Genomic DNA, 19,188 nt, shown 5'->3' on the forward strand with positions numbered 1-19,188 from the left:
CACCGAAGTGGAGTCGAGGTTATTTGGCATTTGACAAGTGCACGCTGTTGAGTTCTCAAGGATCGGACGCTCCCCCAACTGACCTCACAGCCAGCCCAGAGGGCAACTTCACAACCATACCCCACCCGCGACGCGCTTCGATCTGCCTTCGGAACGAGGTTCCGCGACAGTCGAGGACTGCTGTTCGGGGTGGAGGTTCCATCCTAGACGCAAGCGTCTTGTTCTCGCAAGAGGTTTGGGATGGGATTCGTTCTCCGCTTGAGGGGGCGTCGGCCTTCCGGCCCTTCGCTCTTCCCTGTGGGGCGAACAAGTAATAAGTTACGCGGCTCCCGGCATCGTGGCAAAGCGGCGTGACATCCCGGGCGTGTCGCGCAGCTGCCAGAAGCTGGCGATCCGCGTCATGACGCGGAAAACGGCGGATGCCGCGGCTCGTTCGGCCGCGGCATCCGCCGTTTCGCTGTGGAGCGTCGCTGGCGCGCTCACTCCCACTCGATCGTCCCCGGGGGCTTCGACGTGACATCGAGCACCACGCGGTTGACCTCGCGGACCTCGTTCGTGATGCGGTTCGAGATCTTCGACAGCACGTCGTAGGGCAGCCGCGTCCAGTCGGCGGTCATCGCGTCCTCGCTCGAGACGGGACGCAGCACGATGGGGTGGCCGTAGGTGCGCCCATCCCCCTGGACGCCCACCGACCGGACGTCGGCGAGCAGCACGACCGGGCACTGCCAGATCTCGGCGTCCAGTCCCGCCTTCGTCAGCTCGGCGCGCGCGATGGCGTCGGCGTCACGCAGGATCTCGAGACGATCAGCGGTGACCTCGCCCACGATGCGGATTCCGAGGCCGGGCCCCGGAAACGGCTGGCGTCCGACGATGGCCTCGGGCAGACCCAGCTCGCGCCCGATCGCGCGGACCTCGTCCTTGAACAGCGTCCGCAGCGGCTCGATGAGCTCGAACTGCAGGTCTTCGGGCAAGCCGCCGACGTTGTGGTGGCTCTTGATGTTCGCCGTGCCGGCGCCACCGCCGGACTCCACGACATCCGGGTACAGCGTGCCCTGCACGAGGAACCGGATCGGCTCGCCATCGGCGGCCGCCTCGGCCATCAGGTCGCGCTCGGCCTGCTCGAACGCACGGATGAACTCGCGGCCGATGATCTTCCGCTTTTGCTCGGGGTCGCTGACGCCGGCGAGAGCCTCGAGGAACCGTTCGCGCGCATCGACCGTGATCAGCCGAACGCCGGTCGAGGCGACGTAGTCGTTCTCGACCTGTTCCCGCTCTCCCTTCCGGAGCAGACCGTGGTCGACGAAGATCGCTGTCAGCTTGTCACCGACCGCCTTGTGCACGAGGGCCGTCGAGACCGCCGAGTCGACACCGCCCGACAGCGCGGAGATCACCCGCCCCGAGCCCACCTGTTCGCGGATGCGCTCGACCTGCTCGGCGATCACGTTGCCGCTGTTCCAATCGGCGGGGAGCCCCGCCGCCTTGTGCAGGAAGTTCTCGAGCACGTTCTGTCCGTGGTCGGAGTGCTTCACCTCGGGGTGCCACTGCACGCCGTAGAACTTGCGCACATCGTTGGCGAAGGCGGCCACGGGGGTGGCGGCGGTACGGGCGAGCACCTCGAAGCCCTCCGGCGCGCGCGACACCTGGTCGCCGTGACTCATCCAGACGTTCTGCTCGGCGGGCTGCCCCTCGAGCAGCGTGCCCTCCGTGACGATGGTCGCGTCGGTGGCTCCGTACTCGCGGAGCCCCGTGTTGGCGACCTCGCCGCCGAGGGCCTGCGCCATCACCTGGAATCCGTAGCAGATGCCGAGGGTCGGCACCCCGAGATCGAACACACCCGGATCGATGGCCGGGGCGCCGGGCTCGTACACCGACGACGGGCCGCCGGAGAGGATGATGCCGACCGGATCCTTGGCGGCGATCTCCTCGGCGGTCGCGGTGTGCGGGACGAGCTCGCTGTACACGCCCGCCTCACGCACACGGCGCGCGATGAGCTGGGCGTACTGCGCGCCGAAGTCGACGACGAGGACAGGACGCTGCGACGTTTCGGTCTGTGTGGTCACCGGGTGCCTTCCGTGGCGGGGATGGATGCGGCTGCCTCAGCGGCTTCGCGCTCGGCGAGGTAGGTCCTCACCTCGCGTGCGACGCGGGCCTCCATGAAGAACGACAGGGCGGGAACGACTCCGCCGAGCGCGAGCAGGATGAAGCGGGGGAACGACCAGCGCATGAGACTCCACACGCGGAAGCACGAGAACAGGTACACGACGTAGAACCAGCCGTGCACGACGAGGATCGCCAGCGAGACGTTGAACCCGTCACCCGTCGAGAGCATCTCGCACGAGTTCGTCTGCGGCAGGAACAGCGACCACCACTCGCAATCGGCGCCGGCGATCACCGGGGCGAACCACAGGAGGCCGCCCGAGCCGCCGGCGAAGAGCTCGGTGTGGATCGGGGTGTACTTCAGGATCATCTCCGCGAGCAGGAGCAGCAGACCGACACCCGTGATCACCGAACAGATCTGGTAGAAGCGCAGAGCGTTCCGGATCGCCGGGAACGTGGCGAGTTTCGGGGCGCGAGGCATGGCGTCCAGTCTAGTCGCGGCCCGGCGGGGCGCTTCCCGCGGCGGCGACGTCACCATCCGCGCGCTCGTCCTCGAGGTCTTCGAGTTCCTTCTCCCACGCGTCCTTCGCCAGGCGGTACCACATGTAGAAGGCGAAGCCGGCGAACACCGCCCACTCGACGGCGTAGAAGATGTTGAGCCAGTTGACGTTGGAGCGCTCGTCGGGTGCCGGCGAGTGGATCGCGGTCAGGCCCCCGAACGACTCCGCGGAGGTGAGGTAGCCGCGGTAGACGTCGAGCCCCGCGGTGTCGTGCCAGCGGCTGAGCAGCGCGGCGGGCGACATCCGCGTCATCTCCTGCGGATCGGCGCCACGACCCGGCAGCGCAGGGCCTTCGTCGGAGATGATGCGCCCCGTGAGGGCGACATCCTGTGGCGGGTCGGCGTCGAGGGCAGCTGCCGCGGCGTCCGCCTCGGCGCGATCGGCCGTCCACCCCACGGCGACGGCGAGCGAGGTCGGGTCGGACGAGCGGGCCGACTCGGGGTCGACGCGGAGCTGGCCGGTCACCCAGTACCCCTCCTCGCCACGATCGAACCGCGACGAGACGACCTCGAAGTCGTCGGGGACGAACGAACCGCGCACCTCGACGCGCTGGCCCACGAGCGGTTCGGGCAGGTACGCGCCGGGTTCGGTCACATCGGCGAGCGGGCGCACCTGCTCGGTCTGCCCCGGCGGCGGCGGCGAGGTGTCGACGGCGCGCGAGAGCTGCCACTGCCCGAGCCACGCGAACACCGCGGCCACGAGCAGCGCGAACGCGAGCATGCCGAGCCACCACGGCCGGAGCATGACCTCGCGCAGCGTCGGCGCGAACGCGGCCGACGGCGGGGTGGGCGGAGCGGGATCGGTCGAGCTCATGTCACCGCACGCTGTACGGCGCCACCACGACCTCCACGCGCTGGAACTCCTTGAGGTCGGAGTAGCCGGTCGTCGCCATCGACTTCTTCAGTGCGCCGATGAGGTTCGCGGTGCCGTCGGCGACCGGGGCCGGGCCGTAGAGCACCTCTTCGAGGGAGCCGACCTGCTCGACCGCCACGCGGCGACCGCGCGGCAGCTGAGCGTGGTGCGCCTCGGGACCCCAGTGGAACCCCTGGCCGGGAGCATCCGTCGCACGAGCCAGGGCGACCCCCAGCATGACCGCGTCGGCACCCATCGCGAGCGCCTTGACGATGTCGCCGGAGGTGCCGACGCCGCCGTCGGCGATGACGTGGACGTAGCGTCCGCCCGACTCGTCGAGGTAGTCACGACGTGCTCCGGCGACATCGGCCACAGCCGTCGCCATCGGAGCGTGCAGGCCCAGCGTCGCGCGCGTGGTGGAGGCGGCGCCGCCGCCGAAGCCGACGAGCACGCCCGCCGCACCGGTGCGCATGAGGTGGAGGGCCGCCGTGTAGGTCGCGGCACCGCCGACGATCACGGGGACGTCGAGGTCGTAGATGAACTTCTTGAGGTTCAGCGGTTCGTCGACGCTCGAGACGTGCTCGGCCGACACCGTCGTGCCGCGGATGACGAACAGGTCGACGCCCGCGGCGACGACGGTCTCGTACAGCTCCTGCGTGCGCTGCGGAGTCAGCGAGCCGGCGACCGTGACGCCCGCCGCGCGGATCTCAGCCAGGCGGTCGCGCACGAGCTCGGGCTTGATCGGCTCGGCATAGAGCTCCTGCATGCGTCGCGTCGCCGACGCGTCGGGCAGCCCCGCGATCTCGGCGAGCAGCGGCTCGGGGTCGTCGTACCGCGTCCAGAGTCCTTCGAGATCGAGGACGCCCAGTCCGCCGAGCTGACCGAGCATGATCGCCGTCCGGGGGCTCGTGACCGAGTCCATCGGGGCGCCGAGCACCGGGATCGAGAACTGGAAGGCGTCGATCGACCAGGCGGTCGACACGTCCTCGGTGTTGCGGGTGCGCCGCGAGGGCACCACAGCGATGTCGTCGAACGCGTAGGCCCGACGGGCGCGCTTGGCGCGGCCGAGCTCGATCTCCATGGTCACCCCTCCAGCCTACCGGCCGGTCCGGACACGACAGCCGGACCGGCCGTCCGCTCAGCGCGCGCGGGCGACCCGCTGCTCGTCCCAGACCGCCTCGCTCGACTCGTAGACGCGGCCGTCGCCGCCGAAGACGACGAACCGGTCGAACGAGCGCGCGAACCAGCGGTCGTGAGTGACCGCGAGCACCGTGCCCTCGAACGCGGCGAGCGCCCGTTCGAGGGCTTCGGCCGACGTGAGGTCGAGGTTGTCGGTGGGCTCGTCCAGCAGCAGCAGCGTCGCACCCGAGAGCTCGAGCAGAAGCACCTGGAACCGCGCCTGCTGACCGCCCGACAGGCTGTCGAAGGTCTGCTCGGCCTGGCGGACGAGCCCATAGCGGTCGAGCGCCGAGCTCGCGGCATCCCGCGGCATCCCGACTCGGCGGTCGTCTCCGCGGTGCAGGATCTCGAGCAGCGTGCGGCCGGTGAACTCCGGATGCCGGTGTGTCTGGGCGAACCAGCCCGGGACCACCCGCGCACCGAGCGTCACCGTCCCGGCGTGCGCGACCGGCTCGAGCGCCGAGCCGACGGCGGTGACGTGCCCCAGCAGAGCGTCGGGCTCCGTGCCGCCCGCGGCGAGGAGACGGAGGAAGTGCGACTTTCCCGAGCCGTTCGAGCCGAGCACCGCGACCCGGTCGCCGAACCAGACCTCGAGGTCGAAGGGCCGCATGAGCCCCGTGAGTTCGAGCCCGTCGGCGACGACCGCGCGCTTGCCGGTGCGCGAGCCGCGCAGGCGCAGCTCGAGGTTCTGCTCCGGCGGACGCTCTTCGGGCGGCCCGGCCTCCTCGAACCGACGCAGCCGCGTCTGCGCCGCGCGGTATCGCGACGCGAACTCGTCGCTGGCCGCCGCCTTCGCCTTCATGTCGGCGACGAACCGCTTCAGCTTCGCGTGTTCCTCGTCCCACCGGCGGCGCAGCTCGTCGAGCCGCGCCATGCGCTCGTCGCGGGCGCGGTGATAGGTCTCGAAGCTCCCGCCGTGGACCCAGGCGGTGCTGCCCGCTCCCCCGGCCTCGAGAGTCACGATGCGGTCGGCGGCACGGGCGAGCAGCTCGCGGTCGTGCGAAACGAGCAGGACCGTCTTCGCCGTCTCGCGCAGGCGGTCCTCGAGCCAGCGCTTCCCCGGAACGTCGAGATAGTTGTCGGGCTCGTCGAGGAGCAGCACCTCGTCGGGCCCGCGGAGCAGCGCCTCGAGAGCCAGCCGCTTCTGCTCGCCGCCCGAGAGCGTCGTCAGCTCGCGGTAGCGCGCCCGCTCGAACGGCACGCCGAGGGCCGCCGTCGTGCAGGTGTCCCACACCGTCTCGTACTCGTAGCCGCCCGCGTCGGCGTAGTCGGCGATCGCAGCGGCGTAGCGCATCTGGGTGTCGAGCTCGTCCGACGCGATCACCGCGTTCTCGGCGTCGTCCAGCTCCCGGGCGGCACGGCGGACGCGTTCGGGCGCGACCGAGATGAGCAGGTCGTGAACGGTCTCACCGGCACCACCGTGCCCGACGAACTGGTCCATGACCCCGAGGCCGCCGTCGATCTGGACGACACCGCCGTGGGCCGCGGCATCCCCGCGGATGATGCGCAGCAGCGTCGTCTTGCCCGCGCCGTTCTGACCGATCAGCGCGGTCGTCGATCCCGCACCGACGCGGAACATGACCTCGTCGAGCAGCGGCCTGCCGTCGGGGAGGGTGTACGAGACACCCTGAATGTCGAGCGATCCCATCGTGGACCGGGCCTTTCCGCTCCACTGCGGAGCCGACCAGGCTATCGCACCTCGGCGCGGGTGCCCGCGCAGCTCGGAGAATCGCGCGGGGCTCGGATGCTGAGGACGAATGAGTCCGAGGATGACGCGATTCTCCGAGGACGGTCGCAGCTATGCACAGCGGCGCGGCACGGAGTGGGATGCTGGCCGCATGAGTCGCATCGTGATCGTCGGCGCGGGCGTCATGGGCCTCGCCACCGCGTGGGCCCTCGTCCGTCGCGGCGAACGTCCTCTCGTCCTCGAGCGCTTCGGGCGGGGGCACACCCACGGTGCTTCGCACGGCGCGACGCGGAACTTCAACAACGCCTACGCCGACGGCCACTACCTCGACCTGCTGCAGCGAGCGCGTGAGGGCTGGGATGCGCTCGGCGAGGTCGACGGCGAGCCGCTGCTGCGGCGGCATGGGCTCGTGACCCACGGCGTCGGCGGCGACCTCGGTGGCGGCGCCGACGACGCCGATGGTCTCGAGACGATCGCGGGGAGACTCGGCGCGCGCGGCATCCCCGCCGAGATGCTCTCGGCTGCGGAGGCGGGTGCGCGCTGGCCGGGGATGCGGTTCGAGACCGACGTGCTCTACTCCGCGGATGCCGGGGTGGCGCGCGCGTCGGCCGCGATGCTCGAGCTCGAGCGGCGCGTGCAGGACGGCGGCGGCGAGGTCCGCTGGGGAGCGCCCGCCGCCGGCATCGACGATCTCGGCGCGCGCGGCGCGCGCGTGCGGCTGGCGAGCGGCGGTGAGGTCGAGGCGGACGTCGTCGTCGCGACCGTCGGCGCCTGGACCGAGCGCCTGCTGCCCGGCATCCGTCTGCCGCGACTCACGGTGACCGAGGAGACCCCGGCGCACTTCGCGCCCACCGCGGGCCCGTGGCCGTCGTTCAACCACCGGCTCGATCCCAGCCGCTACCCGGCGCCGGTCTACGGGATGCCGACGCCGGGCGAGGGCGTCAAGGTCGGGTTCCACCGTGTCGGGGACGTCGTCGACCCCGACGCGCGCACCCACCGGGTGACGCACCACGAGACGCTCGTCGACTACGTGCGCGAATGGATGCCGGGGCTCGACCCCGACTCTGCCGTGCACCTGTCGTGCACCTACACCTCGACCGACGACAGCGCCTTCGTGCTCGATCGCGTCGGCTCGGTGGTGGTGGGAGCGGGCTTCTCGGGACACGGCTTCAAGTTCGCCCCCGGCATCGGCGCGACCCTCGCCGACCTCGCGCTGGATGCGACGGCGCGCGCCGCGGCGCCCTTCCGGCTGCCGCGAGGGTGAGTCGGGCTCTCGGGCTCGCGACCGGGCGCGAGCTTCGGAGGATGTCACGGCGCTCGGATCGAGCGGCACGATCTCTCCGGTCTTGCGACGAATCTCCGACTTCCGTGAACGCGGTGGGGCGCAAGCTCGGGCTCACGACCGCAGGTGAAGCCGTTGGGCGAGGGCGCGCTGGGGGGTGCGCTGGACGGCGGCCCGCTCGTGCACGACCTGCCGGTAGGTGAAGCGCAGCACTGTGTAGCCGCGTAGCCGCAGTTCGGCGTCGTGGGCGACGTCGGCGCTGCGCTGCGCACTCGAGGCGTGGAACGCGAAACCGTCGATCTGCACGACGAGCCGGTCCCCGACGAGGCCGTCGACGAATCGACCCGCGATCTTCGCCTGCTGGACGACCGGGACCCCGCGGTCACGCAGCGGCGCGAATACCAGGGTCTCGAGGCCGGAGTCGGACAGCCCCGTGACCGCGCCGGCGAGCTCGCGCGCCGCGACCGACGGCCACGGCACGGCCCGGAGAGTCTCCGGGGCGAGGGCTTCGGTGCGGGCGGCCGATTCCCACACCACGAGCGCGTCCTCCCGCGGCAGGCACTGGGCGATGTGGCCGAGTGCGTCCTCGACACCGGCTTGCAGATCCGTCCGCGCCACCGGGCAGAGCGGCCGGGTCCAGTGCGCCACAGTGTCGGCGTCGTCGGTACCCGGGGATGCGGCGTGCGGCAAGAGGTGCACGTGGTGCTGCGACGGGATGCCGTCGGGCACCCACCACCCGCGCCGTCGCGCGAGCGAGACGCAGCTCAGCCTTCCGCCGGCCGATGCCGCAGCACGGAGGTCTCCCGGGGCGCCGGCAGAGACGCACCAGGCGCGGCGAACCATCCGCAGGCCGCCAGCAGCGACCGCGTCGCGGATCACCCGCACCGGGAACCCGGCGGCGAGGACCGCGCTGCGATGCGCGATGCCTCCGGCTCCCTCCACCCATCGGGTGACATCGGATGCTGTGGGACGGCGGGGCATGCCGTCATCCTCGTGCGGCGCCGCGGCCCCGCGGCATCCCTCCCCCGGTTCTGGGGAGAACCACGTGGCTTCTCTCCCTGGGGAGGAGGACCCATGCCCGTCGTACCTCGGAGAATGCGACGAAGGTCGGACGATCTGGGGCGATCGATCCGACCTTCGTCAGAATCTCCGAGCTTCGCGCACAGGCGAGCGCGGGTCAGCGCTTGTAGTTGGGCGCCTCGACCACGATCTGGACGTCGTGGGGGTGCGACTCCTTGAGCCCGGCCGAAGTGATGCGCACGAACTTGCCGCGGGCCTTCAGCTCTTCGACGGTGCGGGCGCCGACGTAGAACATCGACTGACGCAGGCCGCCGATGAGCTGGTATGCCACGGCCGACACGGGGCCGCGGTAGGCGACCTGCCCCTCGATGCCCTCGGGGATGAGCTTGTCGTCGCTCGGGACGTCGGCCTGGAAGTACCGGTCCTTCGAGTACGAGGTCTTCTTGCCCCGGGTCTGCAGCGCGCCCAGCGATCCCATGCCGCGGTACTGCTTGAACTGCTTGCCGCCCTGGAAGACGATCTCGCCCGGCGACTCGTCGGTTCCGGCGAGGAGCGACCCGAGCATGACCGAGTCGGCGCCGGCGACGAGGGCCTTGGCGATGTCGCCCGAGTACTGCAGACCGCCGTCGGCGATGATCGGGATGCCGGCTTCGCGCGCGGCCAGCGACGCTTCGTAGATCGCGGTGACCTGGGGCACACCCACACCGGCGACGACGCGCGTGGTGCAGATCGAGCCCGGGCCGACGCCGACCTTGACGGCATCCACACCCGCGTCGATGAGCGCCTGCGCGCCCTCGCGGGTCGCGACGTTTCCGCCGATGACGTCGATGTGCTCGAAGGATGCATCCGCCTTCAGGCGTTTGACCATGTCGATGACGCCCGCGGACTGACCGTTCGCGGTGTCGACGACGATGACGTCGACACCGGCGTCGCGCAGGGCCTCGGCCCGCTGCCACGCGTCTCCGAAGAAGCCGATGGCCGCACCGACGCGGAGGCGCCCCTGGTCGTCCTTGGTGGCGAGGGGGTACTTCTCGCTCTTGTCGAAGTCCTTGATCGTGATGAGACCGGCGAGCTTGCCCTCCTCGTCGAGGAGCGGGAGCTTCTCGACGCGGTGGTGGGCGAAGAGCGCGATGACCTCGTTCGCCCCGATGCCCACGCGACCGGTGACCAGGTTCTCGCTCGTCATGACGTCGCGGACCTTGGTGGTCTGCCGCTCGAAACCCGAGACGAAGCGCATGTCGCGGTTCGTGACGATGCCGAGCAGGTGTCCCTCGTCGTCGACGACGGGCAGGCCCGAGATGCGGTACTGCCCGCAGAGCGCGTCGACCTCTTCGATGGTGGCGTCGGGGGTCGTCGTGATCGGGTCGGTGATCATGCCCGACTCGCTCCGCTTGACCCGGTCGACCATCGCCGCCTGCTCCTCGATCGAGAGGTTGCGGTGGATGATGCCCAGGCCGCCCTCGCGCGCGATCGCGATCGCGAGGCGCGCCTCGGTGACGGTGTCCATCGCGGCCGACAGCAGCGGAGTGGCCACGGTGATGCGGCGCGTCACGCGCGACGATGTATCGGCCTCGGACGGGATGACGTCGGTGTGCCCCGGCAGGAGCAGGACGTCGTCGTAGGTGAGGCCGACGAATCCGAACGGGTCGTTGTAGTCGCTCATGCGCACTCCTTGAAAGTCTCAACGATTCTAAGCGCCCGGCGCCCCACGGCATTCCCGCTCCCGAGATCCACGAAACGACACACCGCATTCGTTGTTGCGCACCGGAAACACGCAAGCAACAATCAGCGCATACGTTCAGGTGTCGCCGAAGCCACCAGCAGAACCGGTACCTCTCGGCGTTCGTCCACTTATCTCAGGAGGTGCCAGTGGCGATCACTTCGATGACGCGCGCTGCTCGTCGCCCGAGGCGCATGTTCTCGACGTTGATCGCCGGCCTCCTGGCCGCCGTGGCGTTCCTGGGCATCGCCTCCCCCGCCCTGGCCGCAGGAGACGACGCCGAGTCGTTGCCCTTCACGATCGCGGGCAACGTCCGCACCGGTGGTGAACCCGTCGAGGGGGCCACCATCGTCGTGACCGGCGGCGACTTCGAAGCCGAAGGCGAGACGAACGACAGAGGCAGCTTCTCGATCGGCGTCCCGACGAAGGATGTCGCCTACACCGTCGAACTCGTCGAGGACAGCCTCCCCTCGGGGGTCACCGTCCCGGAGGGCTTCGAGTCGACGCTCGAGGTCGAGTTCGGAGCGACGAGCACGATCACGCGCAACTTCACCCTCGAGGCGGCCGAACGGCAGACGACGAGCTTCGTCGATCAGCTGCTCTCCCGCGCCGTCAACGGCCTGAACTTCGGCCTCATGCTCGCCCTCGCCGCGATCGGCCTCTCGCTCGTGTTCGGCACGACGGGCCTGTCCAACTTCGCGCACGGCGAGATGGTCACCTTCGGAGCGCTCGCAGCGCTGCTGTTCTCGGCCGGGTTCAGCCTGCCGATCTGGATCGCGATCCCGTTGGCGGTCGCCGTCTCGGCACTGTTCGGCCTGACGATGGATGCCGGCCTCTGGCGACCGCTGCGACGCCGCGGACTCGGCACCGTGCAGCTCATGATCGTCTCGATCGGTCTCTCGCTCGCGCTGCGCTACATCTTCCAGATGTTCGTCGGCGGCGGCACGGCCCAGCTCCCCGGCGGCTCGACCTCGGTCATCCCCGGGCTCGGCCCCATCCGCCTCACCCTCACCGACGTGATCAGCATGGGCGTCTCGCTCGTGGTCATCGCCGGCTTCGCCTGGTGGCTCATGCGCACGCGGATCGGCCGCGCGACGCGGGCCGTCTCGGACAACCCGTCGCTCGCCGCCGCCAGCGGCATCGACGTCGATGCGGTGGTCCGGGTCGTATGGGTCGTCGCCGCGGCGCTCGCCGGCCTGTCCGGCGTGCTGTGGGCCTACTTCCGGCCGGGCATCAAGTGGGACATGGGCACCAGCATCCTGCTGCTCATCTTCGCCGCCGTCACGCTCGGCGGTCTCGGGACCGCGTTCGGCGCGCTCGTGGGCGCCATCATCGTGGGGCTCCTCGTCGAGGTGTCGACGCTGTGGATCCCCTCCGACCTCAAGTACGTCGGCGCGCTGGTCGTGCTGATCGTCATCCTGCTGTTCCGCCCGCAGGGTCTCCTCGGGCGCCGAGAGCGAATCGGATAGGCATCGTGAACTTCCTTCAGATCCTCAGCAACACCGCGGCGCAGATCCTCGCCCCGGCGACCCTCGGGTACATCCTCGCCGCCATCGGCCTGTCGGTTCACTTCGGCTTCGCCGGCCTGCTCAACATGGGCGTCGCGGGCTTCATGGCGATCGGCGCCTACGGGTTCGCGATCTCGATCCTCACCTTCGGTCTCGCCTGGCCGGTGGCCGCACTCATCGGCCTCATCGCCGCCGTGGTCTTCGCGCTCGTCATGGGCATCCCCACCCTCCGGCTGCGCGGCGACTACCTCGCGATCGTTACGATCGCGGCCGCCGAGGTGCTGCGCCTGCTCTTCCTGACGTCGGCGTTCCGCAACCAGACGGGATCGGCCGACGGCCTCTCGGGCTTCCAGGCCGGGTTCCGGGCGAGCAACCCGCTTCCTCCCGGACGGTGGGGCTTCGGGCCGTGGACGTACCAGTCCGACCAGTGGTGGGTCATCATCGTCGGCCTGATCACGATCGCGATCGTCGTCACCCTGGTCTGGCTGCTCATGAGCAGCCCCTGGGGCCGCGTCATCCGCGGCATCCGCGAGGACGAGGACGCCGTGCGGTCGCTCGGAAAGAACGTCTTCGCGTTCAAGATGCAGGCGCTCATCGTCGGCGGTGTCATCATCGCGGCCGGCGGCATCGTCACCGCCATGGGCACCAACGTCAACCCGAACGTCTACGTCACCTCGCAGACGTTCTACGTCTGGACCGCCCTGCTGCTCGGTGGCGCGGCCACCATCTTCGGCCCGGTGCTGGGCGCCGTGCTGTTCTGGGTGGTGCGCGCGTTCCTGTCGAACCTGCTGCCGGCCCTCGTCAACATCGGCTGGCTGCCGTTCCTGACCACCGAGCAGAGCCAGATGCTCGTGTTCGTGCTGGTCGGCGTCGCGCTCATGCTGCTGGTGATCTTCCGCCCGCAGGGCATCCTCGGAAGCAAGAAGGAGCTGACCTTTGTCCGCTGATGTCGTACCCCCGACGCCGCGCCCCAAGGCGACCGGCCTGCACAAAGACGACGGCAGCGGCGAGGTCCGCCCCGGCGTCGCGAAGAACGACCCGATCATCGTCGCCGACGGCGTCAAGCGCGTCTTCGGCGGCCTGACCGCCGTCGACGTCGAGCACCTCGAGATCCCGCGCGGCGCGATCACCGCCCTCATCGGCCCGAACGGCGCCGGCAAGACGACGCTGTTCAATCTGCTGACCGGCTTCGACAAGCCGAACGCGGGATCGTGGTCGTTCGACGGGACCAACCTCGCCGGCATCCCCGCCTTCAAGGCGGCGCGCATGGGCCAGGTGCGCACGTTCCAGCTGACGAAGTCGCTCGGTCTGCTCACGGTGCTCGAGAACATGAAGCTCGGGGCTCCGAAGCAGAAGGGCGAGGGCATCTTCGCCGGCATCCTGCCCTTCCTGTGGCGGGGTCAGGAAGCCGAGATCGAGGAGAAGGCGCGCGGTCTGCTCGCCCGCTTCAAGCTCGACGCCAAGGAGAAGGACTTCGCCGCGTCGCTCTCGGGCGGTCAGCGAAAGCTCCTCGAGATGGCGCGGGCGCTCATGAGCGATCCCGTGCTCGTCATGCTGGATGAGCCGATGGCCGGCGTGAACCCCGCCCTGACGCAGTCGCTGCTCGACCACATCCTCGATCTGAAGGACCTCGGCATGACCGTCGTCTTCGTTGAGCACGACATGCACATGGTGCGTCACATCGCCGACTGGGTCGTCGTGATGGCCGAAGGCCGCGTCGTCGCCGAGGGCCCGCCCGACACCGTGATGCAGAATCCCGCCGTGATCGACGCCTACCTCGGTGCACATCAGGACGTCGACCTCGGCGTCGTGACGGGCCGCCACGCCGGTGAGCTGCCGCCCGAGGCGGAGGAGCTCGTCGAGACGGTGCACGAGCTCGACCAGGCGATCGACGAGGCGCCGACGACGGATGCCGCGGGCGCTGCGCGCGCTGACGAGGATGGGGACCGCAAGTGACCGAGAACGTCGTCGAACTGACCGACGTGCACGCGGGCTATCTGCCCGGCGTGAACATCCTCAATGGCGCGAACCTCACCGCGGCTCCCGGCGAGCTCGTCGGGATCATCGGCCCCAACGGCGCCGGCAAGTCGACGATGCTCAAGGCCATCTTCGGGCAGGTGAAGGTGCGATCCGGTTCCGTGAAGCTGAACGGCGAGGAGATCACGGGGCTGCGTGCCAACAAGCTCGTGTCGAAGGGCGTCGGCTTCGTGCCGCAGACGAACAACGTGTTCCCGAGCCTGACGATCGCGGAGAACCTGCAGATGGGGGCGTATCAGCGACCGAAGGTCGTCGCGGAGCGCACCGACTTCGTGACATCCGTCTTCCCCGACCTCGCCAAGCGGCTGCAGCAGCGGGCCGGATCGCTGTCGGGCGGCGAGCGCCAGATGGTGGCGATGGGGCGCGCGCTGATGATGGACCCCTACGTGCTGCTTCTCGACGAGCCCTCGGCGGGCCTTTCGCCGTCCCGCCAGGACGAGGCGTTCCTGCGGGTGTCGGAGATCAACAAGGCGGGCGTGACGACCATCATGGTCGAGCAGAATGCCCGCCGCTGCCTGCAGATCTGCGACCGCGGGTACGTCCTCGACCAGGGCCGCGACGCCTACACGGGCACCGGCCGCGAGTTGCTCAACGACCCCAAGGTCATCGGTCTCTACCTCGGCACCCTGGGCACCTGAGCCCGGGCTTCGCCTGGCTCGGCTGGTTCGCCTGGTTCGCCCGGTTCGCCTGGCAGTTCTCGCCTCTTCGCTCGCGCGGAGGCGGCGTGAGCTGCCAGGCGAACTGCATTAGGGGCTCCTCCCCTGCGGAGCGGGCGCGCGGGGGATCCACATGCCGGGGGCGCTGAGCCCAGCGGGGCGGAGTCCACGAGGAGGATCGGGGGATGCCGCGACGACCCGAGCCTCTCCCCGAAGCCCTCGGCGGAGCGTTCTCGTGTGCCGACGCGGCGGCCGCGGGCGTCTCACGCAAGCGGCTGCGTGCAGCCGACCTCGACGCGCCTTTCCGCGGCGTGCGCCGGAGGCGCGGAGCAGAGGATGCCGCGGCGGCAGGACCGCTCGCGGAGGATCAGGCCATCCGGCGCCGCGTTCTCGAGGATGCGCGGGCCTACGCCTCGATCATGGGCGGTCGGGCATTCTTCTGCGGCAGGACCGCGGCGGTGCTGTGGGGAACGGGCGCCCACTCCCCCGGCGAGCTCGAGGTCGGGGTGCTTGCGCCGGAGCGAGCGCCGCGGCGGCGCGGCATCCGCGGGCGTCAGCTCGCTCCGACGCACGTCGAGGTCACGACTCTCGATGGCCTGCGCGTGTCGTCGCCCGCGTCGACGTGGGCGATGCTCGGGCGGAATGCCGGCGTGCGCGAGCTCGTGCGCATCGGCGACGCGTTCGTGCGGGTGCCGCGCGGTGAGCGGGGGCGGCGCCGGTCCGAGGCGCGGCTGTGCACGCTCGATGACCTCGCCGCTGCGGTCGCCGCCGGAAGGCGCGTCGGCTCCGCGAAGCTCGTCGAAGCGCTGGGGCTCATCCGCGAGGGCGCGATGTCGCCGCTCGAGACCGACTTCCGGCTCGGCCTCGTGGCGGCCGGGCTGCCGGAGCCCCTGCTCGACCAGGAGATCCGCGACGGCTCGGGGCGGCTGGCGGGAATCGCGGATGCCGTCTGGCCCGAGTACCGCGTCATCGCCGAGGTCGAGGGCGACCACCACCGCACATCGCGGAGTCAATGGACGCGCGACATCGAGAAGCACACCGCCTACGTTGCTCTGGGCTTCGAGGTGGTGCGGCTCACCTCTGCGCACATCCGCCCCACCGGCTCCGCGGCCGTGGCTCTCGTGGCTGGTGCCCTCAGGCGCCGCGGCTGGTCTCCGTCGCCAACCCGAACCTGAGCCCAGAGCCCAGAGCCCAGAGCCCAGTTGGCAGCTCACGCCCCCTCGGGCCCCAAAAAGGGGCATCAACTGCCAACCCGAACCTGAGCCCGAAGCTCGGTTGGCAGGTCAAGCCCACTCTGGGCCCGCGAGCGGGCACGAACTGCCACCCGAGTGAGGCCCCACTCTGCTCGACTCAGCGATTCCACGCCCGGCTCGCGGCTCAGGCCCCACAGCTCAGCTGGCAGCTCATGCCCACTCGGAGCATAAGAAGGGGCATCAACTGCCAACTCAAACCTGAACCCGCAGCTCAGCTGGCAGCTCGCGCCCACTCGAGGCATAGGAAGGGGCGGGAACTGCCAACCCGAGCGGGGGCGCGACCCCGCCTCCGAGCGAATACGACGAAGGGCCCCGGCCGGGAGACCGGGGCCCTCGTGCGTGGGAATCAGCCGACGCGGACGAACTCGTAGTTGTTGTCGTCGCCGTACTCGAAGACACCGATGGAGGCCTCCGTCGGGTCGCCCACCTCGTTGAAGGTGATCGGGCCCGAGACGCCGTCGTAGTCCGCGGCCTGACCGGCGATGATCAGGTCGGCGCATTCCGCGAAGCTCGTGCACTTCGTGCCGTCACCGGAGCCGCCCGAGACCGCCTGCAGGTTCGCCGCGACGTCGGGGCCGGCCGTCGATCCGGCCTGCAGCGCGGCGAGGGCGAGCAGCACGACCGCGTCGTACGACTCCGGCCCGTAGGTGAAGTCCTGCAGCTCGGCGTTGCCGGCACCGGTCCAGAACGCCTGCAGGTTGTCGCGGAAGGTTGCGATCGACGCGGGGTCGACGGCGGGGTAGGTGCCCTTCGCGCCGGCCATCGTGCCGGCCTCGAAGTCATCGCCGAAGTTCGCCAGGTTGCCATCGACGAGGTAGAGCTGCTCGGGCGACACGTCGGCGCCGATGAGCTCGGGGATGATCGTCTTGACCTCTTCGAACGTGATGAGGGCGATCGCGTCGGGGCCGGCCGCGAGCACGTCCTCGACCTGGGCCGAGAAGTTCGTGTCACCGGTGTTGTAGAGCGAGGTCGCGACGACCTCGCCGCCGGCGGCCTCGAAGGCGGCCTTGGTGAAGCACGCGAGGCCGGTTCCGTAGGCGTCGTTGAGCACGATCATGCCGAGCGTCTCGTTGCCGTCGGCGCCGATCAGGTTGCCGAGCACCTCGCCCTGCAGCACATCGGAGGGAGCGGTGCGCCAGTACAGGCCGTTGTCCTTGTACCCGGTGAACGCGGCAGAGGTGTTGGCCGGCGAGAACTGGATGGCGTTGGCCGCGATCACCTGGTCGATGAACTGCAGCGACGTGCCCGAGGATGCCGCTCCGATGATCGCCGTGGCACCTTCGCCCAGCAGTCGGGGGATCTCCGTCTCGTACGCCTTGTTGTCGGTGTCACCCGAGTCGCCCTGCTTGAGGTCGATCGTGATGCCCTTGCCCGCGGCGTTGATCTCGGAGGCGGCGAACTCGGTCGCCGAGATCTCCGGCGGGCCGAGGAACGCGAGGTTGCCGGTCACGGGCAGCGCCGTGCCGATCGTGTAGGTGAGGTCGGTGCCGGGACCCGTCGAGGTCGAGGTGTACTCCGGCGTGTACGACGCGGGCTCGGCCGCTTCGCAGTCGATGGGGAAATCGGCCGAGGTGTTCCCGCCGGCGTCGCCCGACGCAGCGGGTTCGCTGTCTCCGGCACAGCCTGCGAGGACGAGGGCACTCGCGCCGATCACGGCGATACCGCCGAGGACCTTCGCGGTGCGGGAACGGGTGAGAACGCCCATTGTGCTCCTTGATGAGTGGGAACGCGGCACCGAAGCCCCGCGAGGTTGGGTCAAACCTAGTGGCGCGTCCGCGTCGGCGATGTTGCGATGTGTTAACGGTCTGTTACGCGACCCAATCGTTATCTGCGGCCTCGCGTACGGCCTGTCATTCCGCGGTTGGGACCGTTGTCACGACCGTCATCGCGCCGAGCCGACGAGCCGGAATGCGAAGCGGGAGCCTCAGACGACGGGAGCGACGTCGGATGCCTCGTCGATGCGCTTCGGGCGACGTGCGGCCCGGAGAGAGTCGACGCTCAGCACGACGAGGGCGAGCCAGACGAGCCCGAAGCCGATCCATCGCTCGAGCGGCATCGGCTCGCCGAGGATCCAGGCTCCCGTGATGAACTGCAGGATCGGCGCGACGAACTGGAGCAGGCCGATCACCGTGAGGCTGCTGCGCCGGGCGCCGGCGGCGAAGAAGAGCAGGGGCACGGCGGTGACGACACCCGCGAGGGTGACCAGCGCGGTGTGTCCGGGGCTCACCGAGCCGAACACCAGCCCGCCGGTGAGCGCGACCACGATCGCCTGAACGATCGCGACCGGCGCCAGCCAGAGCGATTCGAGTGTCAGGCCGCTGACGGCGTCGACCGACGGCCCGATCTGCTTCTTCACGAGGCCGTAGGTTCCGAAACTCGCGGCGAGCGTCAGCGCGATCCACGGGAAGGCTCCGTAGCCGACGACGATCACGCCGACGGCGACGGCGGCGATGCCGATGGCGACCCACTGCGCCACCCGCAGCCGCTCCTTCAGGACGAGGACGCCGAGGAGCACCGTGACGATCGGGTTGATGAAGTACCCGAGGCTCCCCTCGATCACGTGCCCCGTGAGGGTGCTGATGAGGAAGACCTGCCAGTTCACGTAGATGAGCAGGCCGGCCACGATGGTCCACAGCACGAGGCGCGGCGTGCGCAGGATCGCGATCAGCTTGCCCCAGGCGCGGAGCACCGTGAGAAGGATCGCGCAGAAGACGAGCGAGAACAGGATGCGCCACGACACGACCTCGAACGGGCCCATCGGGGCGAGCGTGAGGAAGTACAGGGGCATGAAGCCCCACAGCACGTACGCCGAGAACGCGTAGATCCCGCCGAGCGAGCGTTCACGGGCGGGATCGAGGGGTGTCACGGGCCAAGCATAGGACGGTCATGACATGCTGCGCCGGTCGCGGACTGCCATCCGCCGCCGCGCGCCTGCCATGACGAAGGCCCGGATGCGGTGCACCCGGGCCTTCGTGGAAGAGCTCTGCGTCAGCGGACGACGACGGCGAGGACGTCGCGCGCCGAGAGCACGAGGAACTCGTCAGCGCCGAACTTGACCTCGGTTCCGCCGTACTTGCTGTAGATCACGCGGTCGCCGACGGCGACGTCGAGCGGAACACGGTTGCCGTTGTCATCGATGCGGCCGGGGCCCACCGCCACGACCTCGCCCTCCTGGGGCTTCTCCTTGGCGGTGTCGGGGATGACCAGACCACTCGCAGTGGTCTGCTCGGCCTCGACCTGCTTGATGACGATGCGGTCCTCGAGCGGCTTGATGGAAACCGACACGGTCTACCTCTTTCTTCGACAAGACTTGTTGGCAATCTCACCCTGAGAGTGC

The 19,188-nt window shown here is 69.9% G+C and carries 17 protein-coding genes; 6 read left to right on the forward strand and 11 right to left on the reverse strand.

The annotated features are described in order from the left end of the window. Positions 1 to 318: 318 nt before the first annotated feature. The 6 genes from CBF90_RS18480 to CBF90_RS15000 form a co-directional block, all read right to left on the reverse strand. A complete protein-coding gene (locus CBF90_RS18480) occupies positions 319 to 483 on the reverse strand; it encodes a hypothetical protein (RefSeq protein ID WP_162815289.1) in 165 nt (54 codons plus the stop codon). Next, positions 480 to 2,060 carry a glutamine-hydrolyzing GMP synthase gene (guaA, locus tag CBF90_RS14980; RefSeq protein ID WP_088380982.1) on the reverse strand — a complete coding sequence of 527 codons (1,581 nt, stop codon included), beginning with the start codon at positions 2,058 to 2,060 and terminating at the stop codon, positions 480 to 482. The genes CBF90_RS18480 and guaA overlap by 4 nt, the downstream gene beginning before the upstream one ends. Then, positions 2,057 to 2,578: a DUF3817 domain-containing protein gene (locus CBF90_RS14985; RefSeq protein ID WP_023954418.1), complete on the reverse strand. Its 522-nt coding sequence runs from the start codon at positions 2,576 to 2,578 to the stop codon at positions 2,057 to 2,059. The genes guaA and CBF90_RS14985 overlap by 4 nt, the downstream gene beginning before the upstream one ends. A gap of 10 nt (positions 2,579 to 2,588) precedes the next feature. Further along, positions 2,589 to 3,401 (reverse strand): SURF1 family protein, encoded by an 813-nt coding sequence (locus CBF90_RS14990; RefSeq protein WP_088381000.1) that lies wholly within the window; start codon positions 3,399 to 3,401, stop codon positions 2,589 to 2,591. Positions 3,402 to 3,471: 70 nt separating this feature from the next. Further along, positions 3,472 to 4,590 (reverse strand): GuaB3 family IMP dehydrogenase-related protein, encoded by a 1,119-nt coding sequence (locus CBF90_RS14995; RefSeq protein ID WP_023954414.1) that lies wholly within the window; start codon positions 4,588 to 4,590, stop codon positions 3,472 to 3,474. A gap of 57 nt (positions 4,591 to 4,647) precedes the next feature. Next, entirely contained in the window at positions 4,648 to 6,336 is a 1,689-nt protein-coding gene (locus CBF90_RS15000) for an ABC-F family ATP-binding cassette domain-containing protein (protein ID WP_023954412.1), read from the reverse strand. Between the two features lie 121 nt (positions 6,337 to 6,457). Here CBF90_RS15000 and CBF90_RS15005 point away from each other — a divergent pair, with 121 nt between their 5' ends. Next, positions 6,458 to 7,639, forward strand: coding sequence for an FAD-dependent oxidoreductase (locus CBF90_RS15005; RefSeq protein WP_306460411.1), 1,182 nt, complete (start codon positions 6,458 to 6,460; stop codon positions 7,637 to 7,639). Positions 7,640 to 7,771: 132 nt separating this feature from the next. Here the strand turns inward: CBF90_RS15005 and CBF90_RS15010 are convergent, their stop codons facing one another. Next, positions 7,772 to 8,638, reverse strand: coding sequence for an endonuclease domain-containing protein (locus CBF90_RS15010; protein ID WP_088380983.1), 867 nt, complete (start codon positions 8,636 to 8,638; stop codon positions 7,772 to 7,774). A gap of 196 nt (positions 8,639 to 8,834) precedes the next feature. Next, positions 8,835 to 10,340, reverse strand: coding sequence for an IMP dehydrogenase (guaB, locus tag CBF90_RS15015; RefSeq protein WP_023954406.1), 1,506 nt, complete (start codon positions 10,338 to 10,340; stop codon positions 8,835 to 8,837). Positions 10,341 to 10,591: 251 nt separating this feature from the next. Between guaB and CBF90_RS15020 the strand changes: the two genes are divergently transcribed. The 5 genes from CBF90_RS15020 to CBF90_RS15040 all read left to right on the forward strand — a co-directional run bounded on the left by CBF90_RS15020 (position 10,592) and on the right by CBF90_RS15040 (position 15,773). Continuing rightward, positions 10,592 to 11,866: a branched-chain amino acid ABC transporter permease gene (locus CBF90_RS15020; RefSeq protein ID WP_172407867.1), complete on the forward strand. Its 1,275-nt coding sequence runs from the start codon at positions 10,592 to 10,594 to the stop codon at positions 11,864 to 11,866. A 5-nt stretch (positions 11,867 to 11,871) separates the two neighbouring features. After that, positions 11,872 to 12,852 (forward strand): branched-chain amino acid ABC transporter permease, encoded by a 981-nt coding sequence (locus tag CBF90_RS15025; protein WP_023954402.1) that lies wholly within the window; start codon positions 11,872 to 11,874, stop codon positions 12,850 to 12,852. Positions 12,853 to 12,889: 37 nt separating this feature from the next. Beyond that, positions 12,890 to 13,861, forward strand: coding sequence for an ABC transporter ATP-binding protein (locus CBF90_RS15030; protein WP_233494950.1), 972 nt, complete (start codon positions 12,890 to 12,892; stop codon positions 13,859 to 13,861). Next, positions 13,858 to 14,580: an ABC transporter ATP-binding protein gene (locus tag CBF90_RS15035; protein WP_088380984.1), complete on the forward strand. Its 723-nt coding sequence runs from the start codon at positions 13,858 to 13,860 to the stop codon at positions 14,578 to 14,580. The genes CBF90_RS15030 and CBF90_RS15035 overlap by 4 nt, the downstream gene beginning before the upstream one ends. A 203-nt stretch (positions 14,581 to 14,783) precedes the next feature. Continuing rightward, a complete protein-coding gene (locus tag CBF90_RS15040) occupies positions 14,784 to 15,773 on the forward strand; it encodes a hypothetical protein (protein WP_088380985.1) in 990 nt (329 codons plus the stop codon). A gap of 424 nt (positions 15,774 to 16,197) precedes the next feature. On the opposite strand, the gene CBF90_RS15045 is transcribed toward CBF90_RS15040, so the two are convergent. The 3 genes from CBF90_RS15045 to groES form a co-directional block, all read right to left on the reverse strand. Then, a complete protein-coding gene (locus CBF90_RS15045) occupies positions 16,198 to 17,556 on the reverse strand; it encodes an ABC transporter substrate-binding protein (protein ID WP_023954394.1) in 1,359 nt (452 codons plus the stop codon). Positions 17,557 to 17,775: 219 nt separating this feature from the next. Next, complete coding sequence (rarD, locus tag CBF90_RS15050; protein ID WP_088380986.1) at positions 17,776 to 18,717, reverse strand: EamA family transporter RarD; 942 nt, start codon at positions 18,715 to 18,717, stop codon at positions 17,776 to 17,778. A gap of 122 nt (positions 18,718 to 18,839) precedes the next feature. Beyond that, positions 18,840 to 19,136, reverse strand: a complete 297-nt coding sequence (gene groES / locus CBF90_RS15055; protein ID WP_023954390.1) for a co-chaperone GroES — start codon at positions 19,134 to 19,136, stop codon at positions 18,840 to 18,842. Between the last annotated feature and the right edge of the window lie 52 nt (positions 19,137 to 19,188).

The organism is Microbacterium sp. AISO3 (assembly GCF_002204305.1).
In the GTDB taxonomy this organism is placed as follows: Bacteria; Actinomycetota; Actinomycetes; order Actinomycetales; family Microbacteriaceae; genus Microbacterium; species Microbacterium arborescens.